At 71.4% G+C, this 16,138-nt stretch carries 23 protein-coding genes and 1 pseudogene; all 24 read right to left on the bottom strand.

Features of this window, described 5'->3' with window-relative positions:
* A partial coding sequence (locus tag ACOJUF_RS18080) for a hypothetical protein (protein WP_420123209.1) occupies nucleotides 1-682 on the bottom strand: 682 nt, incomplete at its 3' end.
* Nucleotides 682-2,409, bottom strand: a complete 1,728-nt coding sequence (locus ACOJUF_RS18075; protein WP_420123208.1) for a hypothetical protein — start codon at nucleotides 2,407-2,409, stop codon at nucleotides 682-684. The genes ACOJUF_RS18075 and ACOJUF_RS18080, both read right to left, overlap by 1 nt.
* 549 nt (nucleotides 2,410-2,958) lie before the next feature.
* Entirely contained in the window at nucleotides 2,959-3,321 is a 363-nt protein-coding gene (locus ACOJUF_RS18070) for a hypothetical protein (protein WP_420123207.1), read from the bottom strand.
* 10 nt (nucleotides 3,322-3,331) lie between these two features.
* On the bottom strand, nucleotides 3,332-3,742 hold the full coding sequence (locus tag ACOJUF_RS18065) for a hypothetical protein (RefSeq protein ID WP_420123206.1): 411 nt from the start codon (nucleotides 3,740-3,742) through the stop codon (nucleotides 3,332-3,334).
* A 1-nt stretch (nucleotide 3,743) separates the two neighbouring features.
* Nucleotides 3,744-4,085, bottom strand: coding sequence for a hypothetical protein (locus ACOJUF_RS18060; RefSeq protein ID WP_420123205.1), 342 nt, complete (start codon nucleotides 4,083-4,085; stop codon nucleotides 3,744-3,746).
* Complete coding sequence (locus tag ACOJUF_RS18055) at nucleotides 4,082-4,492, bottom strand: hypothetical protein (RefSeq protein ID WP_420123204.1); 411 nt, start codon at nucleotides 4,490-4,492, stop codon at nucleotides 4,082-4,084. Before ACOJUF_RS18055 ends, ACOJUF_RS18060 begins: the two co-directional genes overlap by 4 nt.
* Nucleotides 4,480-5,040 carry a hypothetical protein gene (locus ACOJUF_RS18050; RefSeq protein WP_420123203.1) on the bottom strand — a complete coding sequence of 187 codons (561 nt, stop codon included), beginning with the start codon at nucleotides 5,038-5,040 and terminating at the stop codon, nucleotides 4,480-4,482. Before ACOJUF_RS18050 ends, ACOJUF_RS18055 begins: the two co-directional genes overlap by 13 nt.
* A gap of 16 nt (nucleotides 5,041-5,056) precedes the next feature.
* Nucleotides 5,057-5,284 carry a hypothetical protein gene (locus ACOJUF_RS18045; protein ID WP_420123202.1) on the bottom strand — a complete coding sequence of 76 codons (228 nt, stop codon included), beginning with the start codon at nucleotides 5,282-5,284 and terminating at the stop codon, nucleotides 5,057-5,059.
* 113 nt (nucleotides 5,285-5,397) lie between these two features.
* Nucleotides 5,398-5,610 carry a hypothetical protein gene (locus ACOJUF_RS18040; RefSeq protein WP_420123201.1) on the bottom strand — a complete coding sequence of 71 codons (213 nt, stop codon included), beginning with the start codon at nucleotides 5,608-5,610 and terminating at the stop codon, nucleotides 5,398-5,400.
* Between the two features lie 14 nt (nucleotides 5,611-5,624).
* Entirely contained in the window at nucleotides 5,625-6,944 is a 1,320-nt protein-coding gene (locus ACOJUF_RS18035; protein WP_420123200.1) for a phage major capsid protein, read from the bottom strand.
* Nucleotides 6,945-6,968: 24 nt separating this feature from the next.
* Nucleotides 6,969-7,643, bottom strand: coding sequence for an HK97 family phage prohead protease (locus ACOJUF_RS18030; protein ID WP_420123199.1), 675 nt, complete (start codon nucleotides 7,641-7,643; stop codon nucleotides 6,969-6,971).
* Entirely contained in the window at nucleotides 7,633-8,907 is a 1,275-nt protein-coding gene (locus ACOJUF_RS18025; RefSeq protein ID WP_420123198.1) for a phage portal protein, read from the bottom strand. The genes ACOJUF_RS18030 and ACOJUF_RS18025 overlap by 11 nt, the downstream gene beginning before the upstream one ends.
* Entirely contained in the window at nucleotides 8,907-9,113 is a 207-nt protein-coding gene (locus ACOJUF_RS18020) for a hypothetical protein (RefSeq protein WP_420123197.1), read from the bottom strand. Before ACOJUF_RS18020 ends, ACOJUF_RS18025 begins: the two co-directional genes overlap by 1 nt.
* A 19-nt stretch (nucleotides 9,114-9,132) precedes the next feature.
* On the bottom strand, nucleotides 9,133-10,704 hold the full coding sequence (locus tag ACOJUF_RS18015; RefSeq protein WP_420123196.1) for a hypothetical protein: 1,572 nt from the start codon (nucleotides 10,702-10,704) through the stop codon (nucleotides 9,133-9,135).
* Nucleotides 10,646-11,203 carry a hypothetical protein gene (locus tag ACOJUF_RS18010; protein WP_420123195.1) on the bottom strand — a complete coding sequence of 186 codons (558 nt, stop codon included), beginning with the start codon at nucleotides 11,201-11,203 and terminating at the stop codon, nucleotides 10,646-10,648. Before ACOJUF_RS18010 ends, ACOJUF_RS18015 begins: the two co-directional genes overlap by 59 nt.
* A gap of 106 nt (nucleotides 11,204-11,309) precedes the next feature.
* Nucleotides 11,310-11,990 carry a hypothetical protein gene (locus tag ACOJUF_RS18005; RefSeq protein ID WP_420123194.1) on the bottom strand — a complete coding sequence of 227 codons (681 nt, stop codon included), beginning with the start codon at nucleotides 11,988-11,990 and terminating at the stop codon, nucleotides 11,310-11,312.
* Between the two features lie 162 nt (nucleotides 11,991-12,152).
* Nucleotides 12,153-12,392 carry a hypothetical protein gene (locus ACOJUF_RS18000; protein WP_420123193.1) on the bottom strand — a complete coding sequence of 80 codons (240 nt, stop codon included), beginning with the start codon at nucleotides 12,390-12,392 and terminating at the stop codon, nucleotides 12,153-12,155.
* A 217-nt stretch (nucleotides 12,393-12,609) separates the two neighbouring features.
* Complete coding sequence (locus tag ACOJUF_RS17995) at nucleotides 12,610-12,852, bottom strand: hypothetical protein (RefSeq protein WP_420123192.1); 243 nt, start codon at nucleotides 12,850-12,852, stop codon at nucleotides 12,610-12,612.
* Nucleotides 12,849-13,487 carry a hypothetical protein gene (locus ACOJUF_RS17990; RefSeq protein WP_420123191.1) on the bottom strand — a complete coding sequence of 213 codons (639 nt, stop codon included), beginning with the start codon at nucleotides 13,485-13,487 and terminating at the stop codon, nucleotides 12,849-12,851. Before ACOJUF_RS17990 ends, ACOJUF_RS17995 begins: the two co-directional genes overlap by 4 nt.
* Nucleotides 13,484-13,669 carry a hypothetical protein gene (locus ACOJUF_RS17985; RefSeq protein WP_420123190.1) on the bottom strand — a complete coding sequence of 62 codons (186 nt, stop codon included), beginning with the start codon at nucleotides 13,667-13,669 and terminating at the stop codon, nucleotides 13,484-13,486. The genes ACOJUF_RS17990 and ACOJUF_RS17985 overlap by 4 nt, the downstream gene beginning before the upstream one ends.
* A gap of 4 nt (nucleotides 13,670-13,673) precedes the next feature.
* Complete coding sequence (locus ACOJUF_RS17980; protein WP_420123189.1) at nucleotides 13,674-13,922, bottom strand: hypothetical protein; 249 nt, start codon at nucleotides 13,920-13,922, stop codon at nucleotides 13,674-13,676.
* A gap of 3 nt (nucleotides 13,923-13,925) precedes the next feature.
* A complete protein-coding gene (locus tag ACOJUF_RS17975; RefSeq protein ID WP_420123188.1) occupies nucleotides 13,926-15,275 on the bottom strand; it encodes a hypothetical protein in 1,350 nt (449 codons plus the stop codon).
* Between the two features lie 10 nt (nucleotides 15,276-15,285).
* Entirely contained in the window at nucleotides 15,286-15,597 is a 312-nt protein-coding gene (locus tag ACOJUF_RS17970; protein ID WP_420123187.1) for a hypothetical protein, read from the bottom strand.
* 204 nt (nucleotides 15,598-15,801) lie between these two features.
* A pseudogene (locus ACOJUF_RS17965) lies at nucleotides 15,802-16,138 on the bottom strand (hypothetical protein); the annotation flags it as partial.

Below are 16,138 nucleotides of genomic sequence, written 5' to 3'. Positions count from 1 at the left end.
CCTGGAGGGTGACTCCCTGCGCCTCCAGCAGCGGCGCCCACCCCTCGACCTCCACCACCCGCAGTGCCCAGACGCGCCGCTGGTCGGAGCCGTCCTGCGACCAGCGGCGCTCGGCGGCACCGGTGACGGACAGGTACGAGTCGACGCCGTCGTAGCCGCCGGGCTGGCGGATCTGCACCACACCCTCGGTGGCGTCGACGAGCACCGCGTCCAGGTCGTCGCGGGCGGTCGTGGTGTCGGTGAACAGCTCCAGTTCGCCGGTGGGCTGACCGAGCTGGCCGGAGACGACGACGTTGCGCCCGCCGACCCGGAACACGGTCGACTGGCGCTCACGGGTCTTCTCGTCCCAGGCAAGGATCACCACCTCGGCCGCGTTGCCGGTGATCGCGTCGGTGACCGCCACCTTCCCGCCCGGCAGCGAGTAGGTGGCGGCGGAGGTGGCGTACTCGGTGTTGTCGTTGACGACCGCGACGTACGACACCGGCGTCCCGAAGGGCAGCTCAGCATCCGTACGCAGGAACGACGTGTCGGTGACAGCGTCGCTGGCACCGGCCCGCACGGCGGTCCGCTCGCCGCCGGCCACCCGGAACAGGGCGATGGAGTCGCCGAGGGTGAGGCCGGTAACGGAGACCAGGACGCGGGGCGGCCAACTGTCCTGGGCGGTCGCGGAGATCGTCGGCATCAGCGCTTCCCGACCCGCGACCGCCACTCCTGGCGGCGCTCCGACTCGTCGACGGCCCGGGTGACGTAGCCGTAGAACGGCTGCCCGTCGAGCATCACCTGCACGGCCGAGGTCACCTCAACCTTCGTGGGTCCGCCGGTGCGGGCGGTCGTGCCGCCGGCAGCCTCACCCCACGCCGAGCCGGCAGCGTTCTTCAGCTGGGTGCCGACGCCGGGGATGTAGTGGTCGCCCTTCGAGGTGATCCGGACGGTGACGTTGACCGTCTTCCCCTTCAGCCCGTTGATCTTCTTTTGGAAGGAGTCGACGGCAGCCTTGGCCGCACCGGTGTTGGCGTTGATGTCGGTGTGCACGTTCTTCGGCACCTTCAGCAACTGGGCGGCCAGCTCCTGCGCCTTTTGCCGCGAGTAGCCCGCCTTCTCAGCCATCGATACCAAGGCGGCCCTGTTGCGGTGGTAGGCGTCGCTGGCCTTCCCCGCGCTGAGGCCGGACTTGTCGCCGGCGTCAGCCTCCCGGTTGAAGGCCCCCGCCAGGGCGTTGAGAGCCGCCTCGTTCTGCCGACCCTTCTGCGTGTTCAACCCGTGGGCACCCGCATTGGCGTTGATCGCAGCGGTGGTTTCCTTGATAGCGTTGCCGGCCTGGATCTGCGCGTCCCGCAGGCTCAGGTTGTTCTCGACAAACTCGTCGGCTTTCTCCTTGACCCGGGTTATGCCGGCCGCAGCAGCGTTCGCGTCCCCGGCGAGCGCCTGGAACCCGCCGGACAGGTTGAAGGCGCTGACCTTCGCCCCGTCCTGCCCGGTGCGCAACTCCTCAAGTTTGCCCTTCAGGCCGGGCACCACGGAGGCCACCTTCTCGAACGCCTCGATCAGTACGTTGAGCACGAAGAACACGCCACGTACAGCCACCTCGACGATGAAGAACACGCCCTTGAGGGCGAGCGCCATCGACGCACCGTTGTCCGACAGCATGCGGAATCCGTCGCCGACCCCCCGCAAGACGTTCTCTACGCCCTCACCGATGACCTTGATGATCGGTCCAGCCTTGGACACTGCGGCGGTGATACCGGATAGGGCGGCCTGCGCGCCGCGCCCGATCCGCTCCGTCAGAGGACCCAGCCAGGTGGCGGACACGTCGAAGAGTTGGCGCAGGTCCGGCACCATCCCGGCAAAGATCGCCTTAGCGCGATTGACAGCGTCGAGGGTCGCCGGAACGAACCGCTTTGCCGCGTCCTGGAGCTGACTGCCGGCGGTCTCCTTGAGGTCGCCGAACGCGGCGGCGACCCGCGCGTCCTTGGCGGCGACGAGCAGACCCCCTACGACACCGCCGAGGCCGGCACCGCCGACGATCGCACCACCGAGGGCAGGGGCGACGGCCAGGGCCGCTGACGCCAGCACTCCGGCGACGGCCACCTGCACGTAGGGACCGGCCGCCGCCACCGCCTTGGACAGGCCCTCGCCGATCTGGCCGCCGATCTTCGACACGGCGCCGACACCCGACGCGATGCCCCGCGCGAACCGCTTCCCGGCCGTGTCCCCGGAGTTTGCCCATCGTCCGGCAGCACCCGCCACCCGGGACAGACCGCGACTCCATTGGTCCGTGATCGCCTTCGCTGCGGCGGCGGTCTTCTTCGCCTGACCGTCGACCTCCTTGAGGTTGCGGGTCGTCGACTGGACGGCCGGGCCGGTCTTGTCCCGGGCGAGGATGTCGACAGTAACGTCCCGATCAGCCACGACGGATCACCTCCAACGCTTCATCGACGGCTCGGATGCAGGCCTCGCGTAGCCGATCTACCTCGGTGGCGGGGCCGGTAAAGAAGCCGGGGGTCACCTGCTGGGTGTGCCAACTGCCGCGGCCACGGCGACCCCACGACGGATGCCGAAGTCGACCAGCGTCTAGTCGCCGCAGGTCAGCCTTGCCCTTCGCCGACTTGCGGGATCCCCTCAAGGACACCCCTGCCCCCCGGCCAGACAGCTTGATTCGGGCGGTGACCTTCGTCTGCGCCACCCACCTGTTCAGGCCACCCCGGTGGGGCAGCGTGTCCGTGGCGCGGCGACGGATCGCCTTGCGGACGGCGGGCACCGGCTGACGGATCTGCTTGCGCAGTGCCCGGGTGACTTCCTTACGGCCCTCGAACCGGCGTAGGTCCCGTATCAGGGCATCGAGTGATCCCATCGGTCACCCCTTCGCCGCGCGGCGCTGGGCGGCGGCGTTCTCTTCGATCAGGTCTTCGAGAGTGGCGAGGTCCCTCGGATGCCACTCGATGAGCCCGGACGGACCCGTCAGCGGTTGACCAGTGCGCCAGGCGAGGGCGACGAGGTTGGCGCGGACGGACCCGTCAGGCCAGGGTCCACGCCGTCAGCGGGCACGCCCGGCCCGTCGGCCTCCTTCTTCGGCTCGCCCGGGTCGCCGGCCTCGATGCAGACCGCGTCGAAGTCGGGCCAGGACAGTGTGGTCAGGCCCCGGCGGGACAGCGCGGACCAGGCCAGCCAGCGCAGGGCGAGGTGCGGCCTGGCATCGATGTCCGCGAACGGGCAGCCGAAGTCCTGGATCTCCCACTTCGCCACGTCACGCTGGTCGGCGACCACGTCGTGGGTGGTGCCGTCTTCCATCTCGACGTGCAGTTCGACGAGCACAGCGGGCACGAGGGGCTCCTTACGAGGACAGGCCGAAGACCGGCTGGCCGACGACGGGAAGGGACAGTTCCTGGGTGAGCCAGTTGCCCTGCTCGCCGCCGAACTCCGGCATCAGCGCGATGACGGTGAACGTGGCGTTGGCCTGACCGACGCCCGCCTTCGGCTGCAACACGATGTCGATCTCACCGCCGTTGGCGTCGCGCAGTGCCTTGGCCAGGCCACCCGCGACGTTGATCTGTAGACCGGACAGCTCGAACGTCCACACCGGCGAATCGACGTCCTGGACGACACCGTCCGGCACGAGGGTCCGCATCGTCTGGATCGGCTGCTCCGGCACCAGCCGGGCCTTGTTGAGCTGGTTGGCGTACTCGACGCTGTCGATGGTGACGACCGCGTTCTTGTAGACGTGGGCCCCGGTAGCTGCGGGCATGTCACTCACTCCTCATCGTGATCTGCAAGACGTACGGGTTCGCGTCGCCGTCGGGGATGGTGATCGGCTCGATGCGGTCCACGAAGCCCACCGCCTCCAGGGCATCGACCAGGCCCTCGTGGTGCGCGTCGACCCACTCGGACGCTGCGGCCCCGTCCTGCGGCAGGTACACCAGCACCCGCCACGACACCTCGAACGCCCGGCCCGGACCGCGCTCTAGCGCACCGAGCAGCGGCCACGCATCGCCGTGGCGCAGCTTCACCGGCCGGTACAGATGCCCGGTGACGTCCGTGGCCGTGGAAAGGGCGTCAGCGATGGCCTGGCGGTCACCAGCGAGACTCAACGGGAACCTCCGAAGATGGGCGTACGGGTGAGGGACACCTCGGTCAGGTAGGCCAGCGCCACCAGCTGCACCGACGCGTCGGCCGGGTCGGGGCCCGCTTCGACGACGTCGACACCGACGGACAAGCCGAGCCACCCCTCGGCAGCAGCCGCCAGCGCCCGGTCGCCACGGCGGCCCCGGTCGACGGCGAACAGGGCGAGCAGGCCGGCGGGGATATCGACCAGGCGCAGCGTCCAGCCGACCCGGGCCGACTGCACGTGCTCCTCCAGCAGCGGCACCCGGGCCAGCCAGCGCAGGCAGTCCCGCTGGTAGCGGCGTCGACGCCGGGCGTCCACACCCACTGGCCCGTACGGCACCGCCAGGCCGGAGATGGTGCGCGCCCCAAGGTCGACGGTCAGGGCAGCCATCGGCCCCGCGCGTGCGGCTTGAGCAGCTCCCGTACCCGGTTCGGCACGAAGAACCCGAGCCGCACCTCCCCGGGGATGCCCTCCTCCGGGCTGTCCGTGTCGAACGGGCTGTAGTCCCCACCGAGCTGCGGACGGAAGTTCACCATCACCAACTCCTTGGCGGCAAGCTTGACCGCGGCCGGGGTGGTGTTCCGGCCCCCCTGGTAGGTGACCGTCACCGCGCCGATTCCGCCAACCCAGCCGTATGGCTGCCGTCTGCGCAGGATGCCTGCGTCCAGATCGACCAGGTAGTCGTCTGCGGTCAGAGTCGCACCGGCCTCGACCACGCTGGTGATGGACACGGCCGGCGGCTGGCGCAGCAGCAGGACCGGGCCGGCCGCATCGTGGGTCTCCGTCACCTCGCGGGGCACCACCGGGCCGACGATGTCCTCGACAACCTCGGTGACGGCGGCGATGTAGACGGCCAACTCGTCATCCTGTGAGTCGTCTGTCTCGGGGATGTTGAGCTGCTTCTTCACCTCGGCCACGGTGACGATGTCGCCGGACATGGGCACCCCCGTCGGGTCAGGTGGTGGACTTGTCGCCGCCGGCCGACCGGCTCTTGTCCGCCGCCGTCCGGGTCTTGCCGGTCGCGGCCTTCGGCGTGGTCGCCGCCGGGGGCTCGGCGTCGCCCTCGGTGGTGGTCTCGTCGACCAGCTCGGCGTCGGGGTAGAGCTTCACGTCGGTGTCGTTGAGCCGCATGATCGTCTTGTGGCCGTTGTGGGTCACGTGGTACTTCCGGACAGCTCCCACCGTTCGGTCCTTCCTGGTCGGGATGTCGACGGGTGTGCCGGTGCCGGCCGGCCCGCACGACGCGTGGTTCGCGCCGCAGACGGGACAGCCGGCACCGGACGAGCGGATGAGCATCAGGGTGCGATGACGCCAGCGGTACGCAGCGCGGCCAGCGCGGCGTTGAGCTTCGTGCGCAGGTTCGCCACGTCGGTGCGCAGCGCGTCGTACTCCGCCTTCGTCGGGTTCGCCCCGGCGGCAACGACCGAGCCCAGCGCCGCCGCGTCGGCGACCGCCGCCGCCCGCTTCCCGGCCCGCTGGGAGCCCTTCTCCTGGTTCAGGTACGCCATGGTCCGAGCCCTCCTTACGGGGTGATGTCGCACTCGACGAACGCGTTGGGCTGGACGATTCCGAAGCCGGCGCGCATCTCGCCGAGGATCGCCACCAGGTTGCGGATGAAGAAGTCCGCGTGGCTGTCGGTGGCCTGCACGGTGGCCTGCTCCCGGTCCCACAGGACCGCCTTGCGCCACGCCCCCACCCACGGGGCACCCTCGGCGACCGCCTCGGACTCGACGACCGGCAGACCCCACACCGTGGGCTGCCCCTCGCGCATCGGCCCGCCGAAGTAGTAGCGGGCCTCGTTGTCCTGGAGCAGGTCGATCTTCTCCCAGTCGGCCGGGTTCATCACGTACGCGGTGGCGATGGACCGGCCGACGGTGCGGACCTTCGTCTTGGCCTTCCGCAGCGTGGTGAGGATGTCGGTGTCGTACGCCTGCGACTGGGTGCCGGAGACGGTGGTGAGGCCCTCGAAGTTCTCGCCGGTGCCGTCACCGTTGACCATCTGGTCTTCCAGCTCCTCCTCCAGGCCGTAGCGGAGGAACTGGTCGATGAGGGTGCGGACCTGCCCGGCGTCGGCCAGGGCCCGCTTCGTCGCCGGGATCCAGTGCGCGATCGTCTTGACCGTGGTGGAGACCTTCGCCAGGGCCATCGCCGACTCGGGCTTGTAGCCGCCGCCCGCGTTGTTCACCAGCGCGCCCGCACCACCCGGGGCGGTCGGCAGCGCCGACGAGGTGGCCTCGGCGACCGGGGCCGCGTTGTTCGTGGTCGACGTGACCCGCACGTACTCGATCGCGTCGGAGGTGGTGTTGCCGTTGGTCACCAGGTCGCGGATCTTCAGCGGACGCTGGAACGCCTCCAGACCCACCTGGAGGCCGATGTTGTCGTTGACGACCAGGGCGCCCGCGCTGGTGTCGGACAGGCCGGTGACGAGGGCCTTCGCGCCGAACGGGGCCGAGTGGACCCGCTGGTTCTTGCCGAAGGTGCCGCCGTTGGCCTCGGCCAGCAGGGTCTTGTACTGCTGGCTCTGGACGAACGCCTGGCCGATCGTCTCGCCCTTGCGGGGCGTCCACAGCCCGTCCGACGGCCGGTTGCTGCTCTTCGTGCCCGGCTCGAAGCTGATGCCGTCGCCGAGGTCGCCGAGCTGCTTGGTGAGGTCGTTGTCGGCCTTCGCCTGGTCGATGCGGGCCTTGATGCCGTTGGCGGTCTTCACCGCGTCGGTCACCTTGGTCCGCTCGTCGTCGGTGAGGTCCCGCTTCTCCGCCTCGGCCTTGGCCGCGATGTCCCGGGCTGGGGTGAGCGCGGCGGCCAGCTCCTTCTTGAGCTGCTCCATCAGTGCGGTGTTCATGGTGTTGGTGTTCCTCCGTGGTCGTCAGTCGAGGTCGTACGCGAGTGCGTCGACCTGGAGCGACAGCAGGACGGAGGCGGGGCTCAGGGTGGGCTCGACGGACGGTGCCGGGGCCGGCTCGGTGGCGGGCGTGGGCGTCGTGTCGTCGGCGGCCGGGGCTGGCTTGGCCTTGGTGCTGTCGGTCTGCCCGCAGGTGGGGCATTGCTGGCCCGCCTTCACGGCGAGCAGTTCGGTGTCCTGGTTGGCGCCGATCAGCGTCGGGCCCACCTCGTACAGCTTGAGCTTGCGCAGCTCGTAGATTTCCTCGTCGCCGCGCTTGCCCCAGCCGCCCTCGTCGATGTCGTAGGCGAAGGAGAACTGGGTGACCCGGCGGCCCTTGAGCAGTTTGAAGACCTTGCGGGACTTCGGCTCGTCGAGGTCGATGCGGGCCTTGACCCACAGACCCTCGTCGACCTCCTTGGCCTCGATGACCTCTCCGATGTGGTAGTCCGGGTCGTGGGACATGTGCGACCAGAGCACCGGGATCGGGTCGCCCTTCGCGGCCCACTCGGCGAGGGTGTCGGTGAACGCTCCCGGCATCACGACGTCGCCGACGCTGTCGACGTTGCCGAACACGCTGACGATGGCCTCGAAGACACCCTCATCGGTGCCCGGCTCGCCGGCGGCCTTGACCCGGCCGGGGAACGTCTTAACCTTCATCGTCGTCCTCCTCGGCTGGCTTGTTGCCGGCGGGCAGTGCGGGTAGGTCCGGCTCGTCGACCTGGTCGCCGATGGCCACGTTCAGCGGCACGATCAGCTCATCGCCGCCCTCGATGCGCGGCAGGTTCGACAGGCCGCGCGCCTCGTTGCGGGTCATGTACGGCCCGCCCACGGCCATCTGCAACTGCTGGGCCTGCTCGTCGAAGCTGCCCTGGAGCTTCTCGGCGATGTTGAACTCGACGTAGACCCGACGGCTGTTCGGCAGGTCCGGGATGAGCTGGAGGCCGATCTCCTGCTCGATCTCCGCGCACCACGGACCCAGGGTGTCCTGGTACAGCTGCTTGTGCTGCTCGCGGATGTTGGAGAACGTGGCGTGGTCGAGGATGCCGACCAGCGGCGGGGCGATGTGGTACGCCGCCGCCGCCTCTTCCCGGGTGAGCTTGCGCGACTCGACGTACTGGGCTTCCTTCGGGTTGATGCCGGCCGACACGAACCGCATGCCGTCCTCAAGGATCGGCGTGCCGCCGGCCTGAGCGCCGCTGCCGGTGTACTGGGCGTGCCACTGGGCACGGAACCGTTCCCGTGCCCGATCCGACCACTCCGGGGCCTCCGTCGGCCGCTCCAGGTAGCCGGACACCCGGGCCCCGTTGGACCACATCTGCTCCCGCCACTGGGCGGCGGCGAACTCCTCGGCGAGGATCTGCCGCAGCGCCTCAATCGGCGAGCACCCCACCCTGGAGTCGTCCGGGTTGTAGCCGCGGAAGTGCACCACGTTCTCCGCGTCGAGGTCGAGGTGACCGTGCGAGCCGTGCAGCCGGTACTTCTCCGCGTCGGTCCAGTCCGGGCCGAGGGCCTCCATCCGCCATGGCGGCAGCCGACGCACCCCCACCGGCACCCGGTCGTCGGCGCGCAGCTTCACCCAGTACGCGTCATCGAAGATGGCCAGGTCCGAGATCAGCGCCCGGATCAGCCGGTACGGGCTGGTCGTCGGATTCGGCTGGCCCAGCAGGGCCGCGATCGGGTGGTCGGTGAGTCGCCGCCGGTCGTTGTCCGCCAGCCGGCGGTACGTGTGCAGGCCGAGCTGCGCCAGGTTCCGGGCCAGGAAGCCGACCACGGTGCGCACCGCCGGCTGCGTGCGGTAGATCGCCGCGTACGTCAGCGAGTAGTTCGCGGTGACCTGCGCCGTGTACCCGGGCCACGTCGACATCGTGCTGGACGCGGGCTCCAGGGCGCGTAGCTGACCACCCGAGACGACGAACGACATCAGCCCATCACCTGGATCCAGTCGACGCGGTGTCGGGGGATGAGCACCAGCCCGTCGACCGGCTGCTCCGGGTGACCTGTGCCCCGGTGCAGGCGGGCGTCGGACAGCCGCACCTGCCACGGCCACGACCAGCGGCGCACCCCGATCAGCGTGGTGCGGCCGTCGACCAGGTTCACGATGACGGTTCGTCTGCGCACGGTCAGCACGCCCCCGCCCCCTCCCTGGTCACACGACCATCAGCTCTTCGTCCTCGTACGCCGATCGGCGAGCCGGGGGCAGCCGCACCGCCAGTACCGCCCAGGTGCCGAGGGTCACCGCCAGTAGCGGGGCCACCGTCGGCACGGTGTAGTCCCACGCCGTCCCGCCGGCCAGCGGCCGGGTCTTCGCCTCGGCCAGCGCCACGTTCAGTGGCCCCTCGTCGAGGTGGCACAGCCGGCCCATGTCGACCACGGCGTCGAGGAACAGCCCGTACGCCACGGCCACGTCAGCGGCCCACGGCACCACCAGGTCCCCGCGCCGGGGCCGCTCCCGATCCTCGGCCTCGACGATCCCCAGGTCGGCCAGGTCGGTGAACAGGGAACCGGTCGGCCCCTTGTCCTGCGCCACGATGAACAGCGGCGAGTGCCGGCGCTTCAGCTCCGCCAGCCGGGGCGGCGCCCAATGCGTGCCGGGCCGGTGCTCGACGATCGACGCCAGCAGCGTCCCGTCCTGGCGGGCACCGACCGCCGCGATCGTGGTGTGTGAGCGGGTGGCGTTGACCTGCACCACGAACACCACATCACCCGGCCGGACCACCCGGTCCGGTTCGCCGGCCTGCACCGCCGGATCGACCCGGTTGCGCCACACCTCGTCGGGGATCACCCCGGACCGGCCGGTCGCTCGCCGAGGCCAGATGCCGATCCGCTCCCGGGCGAAGTGCTCCCGGGACATCGCCCGGAACTCGCGGCCCACGAACTGCTCGCTGATCCGGGTCGGCAGGGCCGGGTTCGTCTGCGCCCACAGGTCCGGGTCGCCCAGGTCGATGCCGTCCAGGTTCTCCAGGTCTCCGGCCGCGCCCCAGTCCCGGTAGGCCAGCGACTCGTCCTGCTGCCACGGAGGCGCGTCGGCCGGCCGGGGTGCGGTCGGGTCCCCGCGCTCCCGCAGCGCGAACAGCACCTCCCCGGAGATGCCGTCCAACGGTGGGCTGGACGCGTAGACGATCTGCGGGTTCGTGCGGGCGGACATCGTGGGCATCAGCGCGGACTGCTGCGCCGGGGTGTATGCGTACGCCTCGTCGATGATGTTCAGGTCACCGGAGAAGCCCCGTCCGGAGTCCTTGCTGCGGGCGATGAACTTGATGCGCTGGCCGGTCGACAGCCGTTCGAAGCCCTGCTCACCGTTGGTGTGGATGACCTTGATGTCGGAGCCGTCGATCTCGCCGGCCTCGACCAGAGCGGCGATGAGCTGCTTGACCCGCAGGAACAGTTCGATGGCGGTCTTGTACTCGTGCGCCGACCACATGATCAGGCGCTCACCGAACAGCAGGAACCCGGCCAGCACGCGGGCCTCCAGGATGGAGCCCTTCCCGTTCTGCCGGGCCACCAGCTCGGCGACCTCGAAATGTCGCCACCGGCCGTGCTCGTCGAGGGCCAGCATCCGGTGCAGGGAGTCCTGCTGCCACGGATCGAGGAACAGCCCGGCTGCCTCGGCGAGCCGGACCGCCGCCGGGCCGTAGGTCAGCTCGTACGGGGCGTGGGTGTCAACCCGCGGCCGGCGCGGACCGGTCGGCAACCCAAGCGGCGAGGTCAGCAACGACACCACCACCCTTCTTGCCGGCCGCACCCGATGGGCCCGCTACGGTCCCCGCGCGCCGGGGCGGCACTCCCGGCTTCGCCGCCGGCCCCTGCCGGGACGTACGCAGCTCCGCCAGCAGCGCCTTCAGCGCCACCTGCTGCTGACGCGCCTCGGACAACACGTTGGTGATCTGCACCGCCACGACGGTGCCGTCCTCGTTCATCGACCGGAACCGCATCCACGAGTCCTCGTCGCCCCGCAGGATCCGGTCGAGGGTGTCGAGGCGATCCGCCGTCCGGCACGCCTCCTCGGCGAGCACCCGCTCGGCCGGCTTCAGCGGCGGACCGTCGTCGGCGAGCTGCTTCCACAACCGCCGCCCCCGAGGGCCGAGCGAAAGATCAACCTGCGTTACACCGTTAGCCGTAACGGCGTCGGTTACGGGCTGCGTAACGCTCTCGCCAGCTTTCTGCTGCTCAGCGCGCTTCCTTTCGCGGTACCGGCGCTGCCGCTCGGCGTTCGACATGCCCACAGGCCGCCTCCATGATCAGCGTGCGGGGGGATAAAAGGGAGCCGTGGGACGTGGGGTCTCCCGTATGTCCGTTTCGAGCGATTCTGACCGCCCCTCCCCCTCACCAGCGCAGCGCAGGCTTGAACGTCGCGCTCAGTGGCTTCGTGCCGCGCTCCTGGTTGCAGTGGCGTCGGCAGGTGGGGCAGGGGTTGCCGCTGCCGTGTGCGGGGCGCATGCGGTGGGGGTCGACGGGTTGGGTGCTGTCGATGGCGACGGGCACGAGATGGTCGGCGGTGCGTGCACCCTCGTGTCCGCAGAGGTGGCAGGTGGTGCCGTACAGCGCGAACATCTGCTGCCTGGCTCTGCGGTAGGGGCGGCCCACACGGTGCTTGCTGCGCGGTGCTGCTGGCGTGACCTGCCGTGGTTGGCGGGCTGGTCGGGTCGGTCGCCGGTCGGCCGCCTCTCGGGCGATCCAGTCCCGGACGGCTTGGATGTGGCGGCGCGGGTGCGCGCGTCGTGCGGCACGAGCGAGCAGCTCGGCGTCGTCGGGCCGCAGCAGCACCACGTTGGTGGCACCGATCTGGCGGGCGAGGGCAGTACGGGCGGTGGGTCCTGGTGCGCAGCGGATGACCCATGCGGCGCCGGTGTTCATGGTGGCGACACGGGCGAGGCCGGCGCGCATGGCTGCCGCACCGATGACGTCTTGGTCGAGGACGATGTCGCCGGGCTGTGCTCGGGCTGCCACGTAGGTGGTCTTGCCGGCGCAGGGCGGGCCGGTGACGAGGGTGACGGACCGGGCCACGGTTCACCTCCGGCTCGGGTGTGCGGGCCGGGCACCGCCGCCAGTGTCCGGCCCGCTCTCCCCGCGCCCCTGCACGTCCCGTCCCCGGACGCACGACAGCCCGGGAGCTGAGCGCTCTACCGGGCTGTGGGCACACTCCGCCTGTGGCGGTGAGTGATCAAATCATGCGGCGGTGGACAGCTCGGCGTCAAGCTGACGCGGCCGACCTCGCCCGCCGACCCGCTTGTCGCGCTCGATCGTGGCCGCCTGGTCGAGCGGGTAGTAGACCGTCCGGCCGACCCGGATCGACTCCAGGCCATCGCGGGCGGCCCAGTTGCGGACCATGGCCACGGTGACGTCACCGCCGAGGCGGGCGGCGATCTGCTGGGCAGTGCCGTACTCCTGGCCTTTCACCGTGATCATGGCGTGCGCACCTCGCGGTAAGCCGGGTGTTCGGCCTCCGGGTCGTTGAACCGGGGTGATTGCCACCCGGGGCCGATGACCTCGGGGTGGTACGCACCGCAGGGAGTGCACTGCGCTCGACGCGTCCATCCGCCGTCGAGCGACACGGATACCCAGTTCGGCGAGCCGCAGCGAGGGCATCTCGGAGAGTCCACGGTTGTCACCGTACCTTCCTAGGCTAGTTGGCTCGGGATTCCCACGGGATGCCGCGCTCGACGGCGGCCCAGTCTGGCTCGGTGACGGTGGTCCGGTGGGCACCTCGCTTGTTGTACTGCCGGCCGTGCACGTAGCGCCGTCGCCACTCGCCGGTCGAGGGCGGCCGGTACGGCTTGCCCCACTCCTCGGGGCAGACGCAGCCGGCGGTCCGGGCGGCCGGGGTGTCGTGCTCGGGGGCGCGGCAGGTGACGGCGAGGACGATCACCGGGTCACCCCCGCGAGCACCACGGCGCGGGGCCAGATGTGCGGCACGCCCTCAACGGCTCCGGGCATCCCGCAGGGGCATCCGGCCCCGGTGCACAGGCGGCCGGTGGCGCATACGACGGTCCACGCCTCCACCGGGCCGGCGGTCTGGACGACGAGTTGCCGCTCGCCGCAGTGCGGGCAGACGACACCGGGCAGGGGCGAGCAGGCCGGTCCGAGACCGACGGCGGCGCGTACCCAGGCGTCTTCGTCGACCAGGTGCCGAGCGACCACGGCGGCGGTGGCCGGGGACAGTCGCGGAATGGCGGTGAGGATTCGCCCGACGGCCGGGCCTTCGTCGGCGTGGATCATGCGCGCGAGCCACTCCAGGCGGCCGGTGGAGCGCCGGAAGAGGTCGACCCAGGTGGTGTCCCGGGTGGTCGGTGCAGGGGCGGTGAGGAGGCCGCCGACGGGGTCGCCGTGTCCGCCGATGGCGTGCCGGGTGCCGTAGGTGGGTGAGCGGAGGACGGTGGCGGCCTGGAGGCGGTGGTCGACGGCGCGGCGGGCGGTGGTGGTGGCGAGGGTGGCCATGCGGGTGCGGGCGTCGCGGACGGCCAACGCGGCGGCGGTGGCGTGCATGTGGTGCGGGCTAGTCACGGGCGGGTCCTCCGGCGGAGCAGGTGCGGGATGGCTGCGCCGAGCCAGGCGGCGGCCAGGGCGACGAGGACGGCGGCGGCCGGATCACCCCAGGCGCGGGCGGCTGCGGCGAGTGCGAGGGTGGCGGCCACCCCCGCCACCAGGGCGGCGGCGAGGATGGCCAACAGACGACGGCGGGTCACGCGGTCAGCCCTCCCGCTCACGCTGCGGGAACTCCCGGCCGATGCCGATGCACCGGTACACGGCCTCGGTGCCGTCGCTGGCTTCGTAGTCCAGCTCGTACCAGGACCGTTGCCCGCCGCGTAGCACGGTGCCGAACGTTTGCGGGTAGTCGCTGGGGAAGGCGTCAACCAGGTGCGCGATCTGGCCGTCCATGATGCCGCCGACGTAGTGCCGGTGCCCCTTGTGGCAGGTCAGCTTCGGCGAATCGGCCACGGCTCAGCCCTCCCGGGTGGCGTTGGCCGGGCACGACGCGGCGAAGTGGCCACCGCGCATCGTCTGGGACGGCCCATGCAGCTCGCACCCGGTCACCTCGCTGGTGCGCACGACGTACCCGCAGGGCGCCGTGGGGCAGGGGCAGGTGGCCTCGTCCTGCGTCGGCCCCCAGGAGCGACCCCAGTGGTACTCGCCGGAGATGGGCGACGGGGCCGGGTAGGCCGGGGTCATCTCGTCCTGGACGGTCCCGGCGAGCACGGCGTCCTGGTGCTGGGCGGCGTCCCGCTCGATCTGCTCCAGGGTGGCGGTCCGGCCGGCGCGAATCCGGTCGAGCACCGCGCCGACCGCGGGCCGGTGCTCGTCGAGGGCGGCGGGGTCCGGCTCGTCAGCCGGGGTGCACCGGGCACCCCGCCGTCCAGCCTCAGCCAGCACCTGCGACGGCACCAGGTCCAGCAGCGGCCCCGGGCACGTCCACTGCTCGTACGTCGACTCGTCCAGGCGGCGGTAGAGGCGGGGGTGCTGGTCCTCGTAGTCGGCGAGACCCTGGACGAGGTCGAGCACCCAGGCGGGCAGAGCGGGGCTGGCGTGGTCGGGGCAGAGCGCGGTAAGGCCACGCAGCCGCACCCAGCCGCGCTCCTGCGGGCCGGCGGTGCGGGGGCATCCCGGGTGGGCGCAGCAACGGGTGAGAGTGCCCTGTGCGCGGGCCGGGCCGGAACCGGGGGGCTGCGCGTCGGCCGTCTCGTCCTGCTCGTCATCCTGCCCGTCGAGCCAGACGAGCAGCGCCCGCTGGGCGGCGAAGGCTCCGAGGGTCTGCTCGCTGAGGACGCCGTAGCCCGGGTGCCGCCAGGTCCCGCCGGGGGCGGGTCGCCAGATGCGGTCGCGGGTGTCGATGCGGACGCTCTCGCCCCGCTCCATGGCGTCGGCGAGGCGCTCGCAGTCGTCGCGCTCGGCGGTGCCGTCGTCCGGGGTCCCCTCGCTCCGGGTGTCGTAGGTGGCGAGGGCGCGGTCGATGCGCTCCTGGGCGTCGCGGACGACGGCGATGACCTCACCGGCGGCACCGGCCTCGGCGGCGTGGCGTCGCAGCACTCCGGCGCGGAAGTCGGCGGCGGTGCGGGCGTTGTCCCGCTCGTCGAGGGCGGCGTTCCGGTCTCGCATCATGGCCTGGGTCTCGCTCTCGGCGCGGCCGAGGCGGACGTGGAGCTGGCGGTTGGCCTCCAGCGCCTGGGCGAGCTGGCCGGCGGTGGACAGCTCGGTGCGCAGCGGGATGCGGTCGGTGGGCGGGGTGGTCATGGCGGGTGCCTCCGTGGCGGTGAGGGTGGCGTCGATGGCGGCGAGGGTCCGGTCGGCGTGCACGTCGGTCTCCTCAGGCGGGGATGTCGTGGTCGGGGTGAGCGGCGGGGTGCCAGCAGACGCCGGATCCGCGCCGGGCCAGAGACGCGCAGCGGCCGGCGTGGTCCGGGTGCTCGACGTAGTGGTGCGGCGGGTTGGGCCAGTCGACGGCGACCACGGCGTCGCGGATCTCCCGGCGGAGGGCGATCAGGTCGGCTTCGGTGAGGTGGGGGTAGCCGCGGTTGTGGAAGTGGCCGCGAAGGGTGCTGTTGTCGATGTCGCGGGCGAGGGCGGTCATGAGGGTGGCGAGGTGCTTGCGGGCTTCAGCGGGGGTCAGGTCGGTCATGGCGGCGGGTCTCCTCGATGTCTTCGCGGATTTGGCGGCAGCGGGCCCGCCAGGCGGCGGGGCTGGGTGGCCATGCGCCGCCCCAGGGGTCTTCGGGGTCGGCGGGGGGTGGCGGGGGGACGTGGGCTTGGGCGCGGGCGATGGCGGCCTGTGCGGAGGCTCTGGCGCGCTTCATGCCGGGCGTCTGGTGCCGGTACGGGGTGGTCATCCGGCGCTCCGGAGGTGCGTGGCGCAGGCGTCGCCGGAGACCGGGTCGGCGGCGAGGGTGGTGTGCCCCTCGGCGTAGCAGGCGAGGCACCAGCCGAAGCCGTTGCCGGCGGCCTTGACGGGGGCGAGCTTGGCCCGGTCGGTGGTGCGTTCCGCGTCGGGATTGCTGTCGATGAGGCGGAGGTTCGGCCCGGCGGGCGGCGCGGTCTCGCGCGCGCGGTCGTGAGTTGCGGTGTCAGGCTGAGGTGGTTCCTGTACCGCCGGAGAGAGTGAGCGTTCAATCCCAGTCCCAGGCGCCGCAGGCGACGGGGGGCGCCGGGGGTCTGGGGGCAGC

Source organism: Nakamurella sp. (assembly GCF_048594475.1).
GTDB lineage: Bacteria > Actinomycetota > Actinomycetes > Mycobacteriales > Nakamurellaceae > Nakamurella.
Note: the sequence above shows the minus strand (reverse complement) of the source record. Positions and strands in the feature narration are given on the sequence as shown.

Excerpts from the sequence above, each read along its gene's own strand:
- ACOJUF_RS18065 (WP_420123206.1), bottom strand. The coding sequence starts at position 3,742 with ATGCCCGCAGCTACCGGGGCCCACGTCTACAAGAACGCGGTCGTCACC.
- ACOJUF_RS18055 (WP_420123204.1), bottom strand. The coding sequence starts at position 4,492 with ATGGCTGCCCTGACCGTCGACCTTGGGGCGCGCACCATCTCCGGCCTG.
- ACOJUF_RS18050 (WP_420123203.1), bottom strand. The coding sequence starts at position 5,040 with ATGTCCGGCGACATCGTCACCGTGGCCGAGGTGAAGAAGCAGCTCAAC.
- ACOJUF_RS18040 (WP_420123201.1), bottom strand. The coding sequence starts at position 5,610 with ATGGCGTACCTGAACCAGGAGAAGGGCTCCCAGCGGGCCGGGAAGCGG.
- ACOJUF_RS18035 (WP_420123200.1), bottom strand. The coding sequence starts at position 6,944 with ATGAACACCGCACTGATGGAGCAGCTCAAGAAGGAGCTGGCCGCCGCG.
- ACOJUF_RS18030 (WP_420123199.1), bottom strand. The coding sequence starts at position 7,643 with ATGAAGGTTAAGACGTTCCCCGGCCGGGTCAAGGCCGCCGGCGAGCCG.
- ACOJUF_RS18025 (WP_420123198.1), bottom strand. The coding sequence starts at position 8,907 with ATGTCGTTCGTCGTCTCGGGTGGTCAGCTACGCGCCCTGGAGCCCGCG.
- ACOJUF_RS18010 (WP_420123195.1), bottom strand. The coding sequence starts at position 11,203 with ATGTCGAACGCCGAGCGGCAGCGCCGGTACCGCGAAAGGAAGCGCGCT.
- ACOJUF_RS18000 (WP_420123193.1), bottom strand. The coding sequence starts at position 12,392 with ATGATCACGGTGAAAGGCCAGGAGTACGGCACTGCCCAGCAGATCGCC.
- ACOJUF_RS17970 (WP_420123187.1), bottom strand. The coding sequence starts at position 15,597 with ATGACCGACCTGACCCCCGCTGAAGCCCGCAAGCACCTCGCCACCCTC.